The sequence below is a fragment of the Bacillus sp. AF62 genome (assembly GCF_050312695.1).
Lineage (GTDB): Bacteria > Bacillota > Bacilli > Bacillales > Bacillaceae_G > Bacillus_A > Bacillus_A cereus.
The window spans coordinates 19,600-28,532 of record NZ_JBNPJZ010000096.1 but is presented as its reverse complement, the minus strand read 5'-3'; the positions used below and the strand labels follow the sequence as shown (position 1 = coordinate 28,532).

Genomic DNA, 8,933 nt, shown 5'->3' with positions numbered 1-8,933 from the left:
TATCATTCTTCCAGGAAAACGGGTTTCTTTATGCATTCATTTTTGGATATTTATGAGTTTTGCAACACCCTCATTTAACAGAAAATCTTACAAAATCGTCACGTTCTTGTAATGTTCATCGATAGGAAGTTTGCCAAAATTATTGCATAATAATAGTATAACAACAGAAATTATTTATGAGGTGATATATATGAACGGAAATAAAATATTAGCTGCGTTATCATACTTTAGTGTACTATTTGCCCCTATCTTATTCCCTATTATCGTTTGGATTGTAGGAGACGCTGAAACAAAACCACATGCAAAACGTGCTCTATGGACACACATCATTCCAAGTATCGCTACATTCATTGGCGTAACTATTTTAGGAATTATGGGTCTTGGATCTAATCAACCAGATGTAACACTTGGAATTGGATCAATGATTGTCTTAGCTATTTGCGGAATCATCAGCTTATACTACTTCATCTGGAACATTGTAAAAGGAATTAAAGTGCTGAAAGCTTAATTTTAAACAAATGTTTGTTTAAAAAGGGCCCCTTGCAAATTGCAAGGGGCCCTTTTCCTAATTCGTTCACTTTATCTTCTGCGTTTCTTCTTTTTTCTCATCATTTTCTTTCGGCGCGTATTCACTTTATCCGCTATAATGTGGAGCGTACTTGCCACAACAATTCCCATTAAGAACGTTACAATTTCAACCTCATGTTTCTTCGCAATTTCTATTAAATTACCATCCAGTGCGATTACATTTAATAGAAATAAAAATGGAGAAAAGACGATTAACATGTACGCAATACGAATCACATCACCAAGTATAATCGTATGCGTAAAGAAAGATCGATGCGGCATTACTTTTTTATAAGGATACCAAAATATACGTAAGAAACCCCATTTGTTATAAGCATTACTGTACGTATCTAAATCCGGTGTTAAAAATGAAGTACCTACTAAAAAACCAATTGCAAAAGTTAATAAAAAATCAAAATTTGTTAATCCATACGAAAAGAGCAAAAACAAAACAACCGGAAGGGATATTAAGTTTATTTTCGTATGCGTTCTTCCTGATGGCATAATGCACTTCCTCGCTTACGTTCGTCCTGTCACCTCATGACAGATTTCACCTATTGACCTAATTTCTGATCGATAAATGTTGTGTCTATATCCGAACCAAACCATTCTGCCAACTTCACTCGTGCCTTATCTTTCACATCTTCATTAACGTATAACGACACCTGTATTAGTGCGGCCGTTAACGCCCCTAAATCATCCGTATAGCCAATTCCAGCAATGAAATCTGGAATCGCATCAATCGGTGCAATAAAATAAGCAAGTGCTCCAATTACAATAATTTTCACTCGTTTTGGAACATCGGGTCTTTGCAAAACGTAAAACAGTAATAAACTTGCATAAATGACCGACTGCCCTGCTTGCTTTGCAACATGTTTTACTTTCTTCCAAAACGCTTCAACTGAAAATTTTTGTTTCATGTAAAAAGCCTCCCTATTTTTAAAAAGAAATAAGCTACAATATGTTATCAGTAAAAGTTCATGGAAATTACACAAAACCTATCAATGAACTTTTATTGTAACAAACAAACTAAGAAAGAACAAGTGTTCGTTAATTTTCACACGATTTCCTTCATATAATAGATTTCTAGATAACCCTTACCCATCTTCGTTTCTTATTTCTCAACAAAGAAAATTTTCACTTCCACTTAACATTCTGCTCTACCTTTGTTATATTTTCTAGTTGACGGACATATAAACGAATGTTAAAGTTTTCTCTGGTAGTGACAAATCTTATACAAAAAATGTAAAATGTTATAGTGTTTCTCAGAAATGAATTTTGTTGTATAATACAGAAATGACGTTATGCTTATGAGCAACAAAAGAAACCAAAAGGGTATGCATAGTTATAGTCGTATATGGGTGAATATAGAACCTTTAATTATGGCCAAGAAAACTATGTATTTTTTATTTTAGCATTTTTCGCTCCAAAATCGACCAAGCCTGATAGAGAAAGGGTGGAAATGAATGAAAGAAACCTTGAAATCACAATTTCAAAATGTGCGTTTCACTGTATTCGTAGCTTTAGCCTTATGGCTGAAAACTTACATTATTACACGCACAAGCTTTGATTTAAAACTTGAATCTTTCATGCAAGAATTCATTTTATTCCTTAGCCCATTAGCAGCATCATTACTGCTTGTTGGTCTTGCATTATTTGCAAAAGGGAAAAAACGTAACTATATAGCACTAGGAATTAATTTTATCTTAACAATCGTTCTTGTTGGTAACGTAATGTTCTACGGATTCTACAATGACTTCGTTACTTTACCAGTACTCGGACAAACATCTAACTTCGGAAGTTTAGGTTCTAGTGTGAAAGAATTATTTAACTACAAAATTATTCTTGCATTTGCAGACATTATCATATTCTTCGTTCTGTTGAAGAAAATGAAAAACTTTGCACCTACAGAGCGTGTAGCACGCCCGATGCGTTCTCTATACTTCGTATCAACAGTTGCTATTTTCTTCGCAAACTTAGGACTTGCAGAAGCTGAACGTCCAGAACTATTAACACGTTCATTCGACCGCGTTATGCTTGTTAAAAACTTAGGATTATATGTACACCAAGTATACGATCTTGGCTTACAAGCAAAATCAAGTTCACAAAAAGCATTCGCTGACGGTAGTAAATTACAAGAAACAGAAAACTACGTAAAAACAACACAAAGTAAACCAGATCCAAATATGTTCGGTACTGCAAAAGGGAAAAACGTAATTGTTGTCTCTCTTGAGTCATTACAAACATTCTTGATTGGTGCAACAGTTAACGGACAAGAAGTTACACCATTCTTAAACCAATTTACGAAAGAAAGTTATTACTTTGATAACTTCTTCCATCAAACTGGTCAAGGTAAAACATCTGATGCTGAATTCCTAGTAGATACTTCGTTATATCCACTAGACCGCGGTGCTGTATTCTTCACACACGGTAACAATGAATATACAGCAACTCCAGAAATTTTACGTCAGCAAGGGTATCACACGTCGGTATTCCACGCAAACAACGCAACATTCTGGAACCGTAACATTATGTACCCAGCACTTGGTTATGATCGTTACTACAACGAGCTTGACTACAAGATTACGCCGGAAACAAAATTAAATTGGGGATTAAAAGATATCGAGTACTTCGATCAATCTATTGATATGTTAAAACAAGTGAAGCAACCATTCTATACTCGCTTCCTTACTTTAACGAATCATTACCCATTCACTTACGATGACAGTACAAAATTAATCGACGAATACAATTCTGGTGATGGAGTATTTGACCGTTACATGGTAACTGCTCGTTACTTAGACGAAGCAATGAAACACTTTATTGAGCGTCTAAAAGCAGAAGGTATTTACGACAACTCAGTAATCGTATTCTACGGTGACCACTACGGTATTTCTGAAAACCATAACCGTGCAATGGCACAGTTCTTAGGAAAAGAAGAAATCACTGCATTTGACCATATGAACTTACAAAAAACACCGATGTTTATTCATGTTCCGGGTCAAAAAGAAGGTAAAACAATTTCGAAACCAACTGGTGAAATTGACATTAAACCAACTATTCTAAACTTACTTGGTGTAGATTCTACAAATGATGTTCGATTCGGTCATGATGTATTCTCACCTGATAATAAAGGATTTGTTGTTCTTCGTGACGGTAGCTTCGTTACAGATAAATACATGTACACAAACAGTACATTCTACGATCGTGCTACTGGCGAAGTTGTACAATTACCGAAAGAAGAATCTCAACCACTAATTGATCGCGCCCAAAATGAATTGAACATGTCTGATAAAATCATTGAAGGTGACTTACTTCGCTTCTCTGAAAGTAATAAGATCAAAACTGGTGAAGTAAAAACAGTTATTAAAGAAGAAAAGAAGAGTGCTGAGTAATCTCGGCCTCTTTTTTTATTTTCTTCCATACAACTACTTATATTCATTAACTTTAAAATTACATAACCTTTACCAAATATTCACATAGTGTTAATGAAGAATCTCTATAATAAAATATGTAAACAAGGTCCTACATATTTCTTATCTCTCATCTTTCGTAAGATCCCTTAAAGAAGTGTGTAAATCTCTTGTTTCTACTTTCTTATAATTGTCTTTCAACATGTTTTGTTTCCATACACAAAACATTCAACGAGACAATGTCCCTATGAAAGATAGCTACCCTCCTTGTGCAGCATTCCATAAGAATGTTGCTTTTTTTTATTTAAAAGCAGGATTCTCATTCTTATTTTCGAATTTGTATATACAAAATGCTGTAAAGTGAAACTTTAATCAGCCCTCACCAATCGGGCATTTACGGGCATATGTAGAGAATTACTTACATAAAAATTACTATAGTGATTCTTATCTCGCATGAATGAAAGTTTCACGTTACTTACGTACTTACGAAAGGATGGGACGGAAATTGGCATACGAAAAATTTGTACTTTGGAATGATGAAGTTATTGATACAACAAAACAACAAACGTACATAGAACTTGAAGAAAGAGGTTTGCAGTTCGGAGATGGTGTCTACGAGGTTATTCGCCTATATAAAGGGAACTTTCACTTATTAGATCCGCACATAACGAGATTATATCGATCCATGGAAGAAATAGAATTATCGCTCCCTTTCTCAAAAGCTGAACTCATCACTTTACTTTACAAATTAATTGAAAGAAACCATTTCCACGAAGATGGCACAATTTATTTGCAAGTATCTCGCGGTGTACAAGCTCGCACACATATATTTTCATATGACAACCCTCCGACAATTTATGCCTATATTACAAAAAAAGAAAGACCAGCGTTATGGATCGAATATGGTATACGCGCTATATCAGAACCGGATACTCGATGGTTACGCTGTGACATTAAATCATTAAATTTATTACCAAACGTACTAGCTGCTACGAAAGCTGAACGGAAAGGCTGTAAAGAGGCACTTCTCGTAAGGAATGGTATTGTAACGGAAGGAAGTCATTCCAACTTCTTTTTAATTAAAAACGGAACCCTTTACACACATCCAGCCAATCACCTTATTTTAAATGGCATTATTCGTCAATATGTCCTTTCTTTAGCGAATACTCTTCACATACCTGTACAGGAAGAACTTTTCAGCGTTCGTGACATTTATCAAGCAGATGAATGCTTTTTTACAGGCACAACGATTGAAATTTTACCAATGACCCACCTTGATGGAACCGCGATTCAAGATGGGCAAGTTGGACCTATCACCAAAAAACTGCAAAAATCTTTTAATCAAATCTTGTTACAATCCAATATGTCATCTTCTTAAACACGAATAATTTCTGTCCTTTCATATTCAATATATGCATTTAAATGGAAATCAAGGTGTAAATTTATGCCTTGATTTTTTCTTGTAATCTTTTTGTCATATTCAGATTCCCACATAAGCCTTGACAGTAATCGACATGCTCTTTAGAATTTTTAACAGTTGGTAAATATTTCTTCACTACATTACAGACAGAAAGGAATCGACAAATTATGAAAAAGTATCTTGCCGGTCTTGCGGCAGTGTCTGTAGCAGGAGGAGCAGCACCTACACTTGATAGTGTTCAAGCTGCACCTGAACAAAATACACAAAAAGCTGCTACAACTGTCCAAGCTTCTGCGTCAAACAACTCATCTTATACGGTAAACGCGAGCGTCTTACATGTTCGTGCGGGATCAAGCACTTCTCACGACATCATCTCACGCGTTTATAACGGTCAATCATTAAACGTGATTGGCGAAGAAAATGGTTGGTTCAAAATTAACATTAACGGAAAAACAGGCTTTGTTAGTGGCGAATTTGTATCAAAAAGTGGAGCAGCAAACAACAATGTAAGCACAGGTGGAAACAATAAAGTTACTGCTGATGTATTACGTGTACGTACAGCTCCTAACACATCTAGTTCTGTTTCTGGACGTGTATATGCAGGACAAACATTAAACGTAATTGGACAAGAAAATGGTTGGGTGAAAATTAACCATAATGGACAATTAGGTTATGTAAGTGGCGAATTCGTATCTGGCGTTTCTTCTAATGCGGGTTCTTCAAACAACAATACGAATAATAACAACCAAGAAGTAAAACCAGCAAGCGGAAACTATACAGTAAATGTATCTTCCCTTCGCGTTCGTACAGGTCCTAGCACTTCTCACACAACTGTAGGTTCTGTCAAAAAAGGACAAGTAGTACAAGTTGTCGGCGAAGTTCAAGATTGGTTCAAAATCAATTACGCAGGACAAACTGCTTATATAAGCAAAGACTACGTAACAAAAGGCGGTTCTAACGAAAACGTTACAGAAGGCAACAAACAAGAGCAAAACAATAATAATGGAACTATTCAAACTGGTGGTTCTTACGTAGTTAACGCTACATCTTTACGTGTTCGTACAGGCCCTGCCGCTTACCATAGTGTAATTGGTGGCGTTTTAAACGGTACAACATTAAACGTAGTTGGATCTGAAAACGGTTGGTTTAAAGTAAATTACCAAGGAAAAACAGGCTTTGTTAGTAGCGAATTTGTAAAATTCGTTAAAGGTGGCACTACTACTCCTGAGCAACCAAAACAACCTGAAAAACCTAACCAAGGTGCAATTGGCGACTATTACATTAATGCTTCTGCACTAAATGTACGTAGCGGCGAAGGTACAAATTATAGAATCATAGGCGCACTTCCACAAGGTCAGAAGGTTCAAGTAATCTCTGAAAACTCTGGATGGAGCAAAATTAACTACAACGGTCAAACTGGTTATATCGGAACACGTTACCTATCTAAAACACCAGTTGGAGGCGCAGTAGATAATAAGCCTAACAATAACCAAAATAACAATCAAAACAATAACAACAATAATAATACAGGCAATAATAATACAGGCAATAATAGTGGCGACAGTTCTTCCGTACTTGCATATGCAAAATCAATGCAAGGTGTACCATACGTTTGGGGCGGAACTTCTGCTAACGGCGTAGACTGCAGTGGCTACATCTACCACGTATTTAAGAAATTTGGTCATAACATTAGCCGTCAAAGTGTTGCGGGATATTGGAGTAGCCTACCACAAACTTCAAATCCACAACCAGGTGACTTAATTTATTTCCAAAACACTTATAAATCTGGCCCTTCTCACATGGGTATTTACCTTGGGGGCGGATCATTTATCCAAGCTGGAGATAAAGGTGTAGCAATCGCTTCATTAAGTAACTCTTATTGGAAGAGCCACTTCTTAGGATACACGAAAGCACCTTAATTAATAGTTTCAAAGCCTTCTAGTTTACTAGAAGGCTTTTTTGTACGATTTCAATACATTACTCCCTTTCCCCTAGCTTTCCCTCTACAAAAATAATGTATCTATTCTTCCATTTCATACACTTTATTCTGCAAAAACAATGCATAACGTTATCATAATGTATATATTTTTATAAAAAACATAACCTATTTCATGTCTATTTATTTTATATGTGTTTTTTTGAAGAATTTTCTTTTTATTTAAACTTTTCGTTAGACGTTTGACCTCCGATGTCCATTATGATAAGTTACTTAAGATGTTATATTCGTAAACGTATAGACAACTGGTTTATACACTGTTTTTACTATGAGGAAGGAGCATACACTGCATGAATCTTTTATGGGGAATTGGCGGCGTGATTGGAGTATTAGCAATTGCTTTCTTACTATCTTCCAACCGCAAAGCTATTAATTGGCGCACAATTTTAATTGCGCTAGCATTACAAATGTCATTTTCATTTATCGTATTACGATGGGATGCTGGTAAAGCAGGTTTAAAACACGCTGCTGACGGTGTTCAAGGATTAATTAATTTTTCTTACGAGGGAATTAAGTTCGTTGCTGGGGATTTAGTCAACGCAAAAGGACCTTGGGGATTTGTATTCTTTATTCAAGCACTACTTCCAATCGTATTTATTAGTTCATTAGTAGCAATCTTATATCATTTCGGTATTATGCAGAAATTTGTTAGCGTCGTTGGTGGTGCATTAAGTAAACTTCTGGGAACTTCTAAAGCAGAAAGCTTAAACTCAGTAACGACTGTATTTTTAGGACAAACTGAAGCTCCAATCTTAATTAAACCTTACTTAGCACGCTTAACAAATAGTGAATTCTTCACTATTATGGTAAGCGGTATGACAGCTGTTGCTGGATCAGTTCTTGTCGGCTATGCAGCAATGGGTATTCCGTTAGAGCACTTATTAGCAGCTGCAATTATGGCCGCTCCATCAAGCTTATTAATTGCGAAACTAATCATGCCAGAGACAGAAAAAGTAGATAATAACGTTGAACTTTCTACAGAACGTGAAGATGCAAACGTTATCGATGCAGCTGCACGTGGTGCATCTGAAGGTATGCAACTTGTTATTAACGTAGCAGCAATGTTAATGGCTTTCATCGCATTAATCGCTTTATTAAATGGTCTATTAGGATTAGTTGGGTCTTTATTCCATATTAAACTTAGCCTTGATTTAATCTTCGGCTACTTATTATCACCATTTGCAATCTTAATCGGTGTTTCTCCAGGTGAAGCTGTACAAGCAGCAAGCTTTATCGGTCAAAAACTTGCAATCAACGAATTCGTTGCATACGCAAACTTAGGACCACACATGGCAGAGTTCTCTGACAAAACAAATCTAATTTTAACATTCGCAATCTGTGGATTCGCAAACTTCTCTTCTATCGCAATTCAGTTAGGTGTAACAGGAACGCTAGCTCCTACTCGCCGTAAACAAATTGCACAATTAGGGATTAAAGCAGTTATCGCTGGTACACTAGCGAACTTCTTAAACGCAGCAGTTGCAGGTATGATGTTCCTATAAACTTATATAGAGTCTTCTCTTTCTACAAGAGAAGA

At 36.0% G+C, this 8,933-nt stretch carries 7 protein-coding genes; 5 read left to right on the top strand and 2 right to left on the bottom strand.

All coding sequences use genetic code 11. The features are described 5' to 3' along the window. The first annotated feature begins 190 nt into the window (after positions 1–190). On the top strand, positions 191–508 hold the full coding sequence (locus ACQRBL_RS25765) for a DUF4870 domain-containing protein (RefSeq protein WP_001014101.1): 318 nt from the start codon (positions 191–193) through the stop codon (positions 506–508). Between the two features lie 71 nt (positions 509–579). On the opposite strand, the gene ACQRBL_RS25760 is transcribed toward ACQRBL_RS25765, so the two are convergent. Both ACQRBL_RS25760 and ACQRBL_RS25755 read right to left on the bottom strand, forming a co-directional pair. Then, entirely contained in the window at positions 580–1,071 is a 492-nt protein-coding gene (locus ACQRBL_RS25760; protein WP_001139059.1) for a metal-binding protein, read from the bottom strand. A 50-nt stretch (positions 1,072–1,121) separates the two neighbouring features. Further along, entirely contained in the window at positions 1,122–1,487 is a 366-nt protein-coding gene (locus ACQRBL_RS25755) for a YkvA family protein (protein ID WP_000810369.1), read from the bottom strand. A 546-nt stretch (positions 1,488–2,033) separates the two neighbouring features. Here ACQRBL_RS25755 and ACQRBL_RS25750 point away from each other — a divergent pair. The 4 genes from ACQRBL_RS25750 (at position 2,034) to ACQRBL_RS25735 (ending at position 8,898) form a co-directional block, all read left to right on the top strand. Next, positions 2,034–3,962, top strand: a complete 1,929-nt coding sequence (locus tag ACQRBL_RS25750) for an LTA synthase family protein (protein WP_120459785.1) — start codon at positions 2,034–2,036, stop codon at positions 3,960–3,962. Positions 3,963–4,473: 511 nt separating this feature from the next. Continuing rightward, a complete protein-coding gene (locus tag ACQRBL_RS25745) occupies positions 4,474–5,358 on the top strand; it encodes a D-amino-acid transaminase (protein WP_411995827.1) in 885 nt (294 codons plus the stop codon). Positions 5,359–5,567: 209 nt separating this feature from the next. After that, positions 5,568–7,319 (top strand): SH3 domain-containing protein, encoded by a 1,752-nt coding sequence (locus tag ACQRBL_RS25740; protein ID WP_411995828.1) that lies wholly within the window; start codon positions 5,568–5,570, stop codon positions 7,317–7,319. A 367-nt stretch (positions 7,320–7,686) separates the two neighbouring features. Then, entirely contained in the window at positions 7,687–8,898 is a 1,212-nt protein-coding gene (locus ACQRBL_RS25735) for a NupC/NupG family nucleoside CNT transporter (protein WP_001051018.1), read from the top strand. Positions 8,899–8,933: the final 35 nt, after the last annotated feature.

Coding starts and splice junctions, on each gene's coding strand:
- ACQRBL_RS25755 (WP_000810369.1), bottom strand. CDS start 1,487: ATGAAACAAAAATTTTCAGTTGAAGCGTTTTGGAAGAAAGTAAAACAT.
- ACQRBL_RS25750 (WP_120459785.1), top strand. CDS start 2,034: ATGAAAGAAACCTTGAAATCACAATTTCAAAATGTGCGTTTCACTGTA.
- ACQRBL_RS25760 (WP_001139059.1), bottom strand. CDS start 1,071: ATGCCATCAGGAAGAACGCATACGAAAATAAACTTAATATCCCTTCCG.
- ACQRBL_RS25740 (WP_411995828.1), top strand. CDS start 5,568: ATGAAAAAGTATCTTGCCGGTCTTGCGGCAGTGTCTGTAGCAGGAGGA.
- ACQRBL_RS25735 (WP_001051018.1), top strand. CDS start 7,687: ATGAATCTTTTATGGGGAATTGGCGGCGTGATTGGAGTATTAGCAATT.
- ACQRBL_RS25765 (WP_001014101.1), top strand. CDS start 191: ATGAACGGAAATAAAATATTAGCTGCGTTATCATACTTTAGTGTACTA.
- ACQRBL_RS25745 (WP_411995827.1), top strand. CDS start 4,474: ATGGGACGGAAATTGGCATACGAAAAATTTGTACTTTGGAATGATGAA.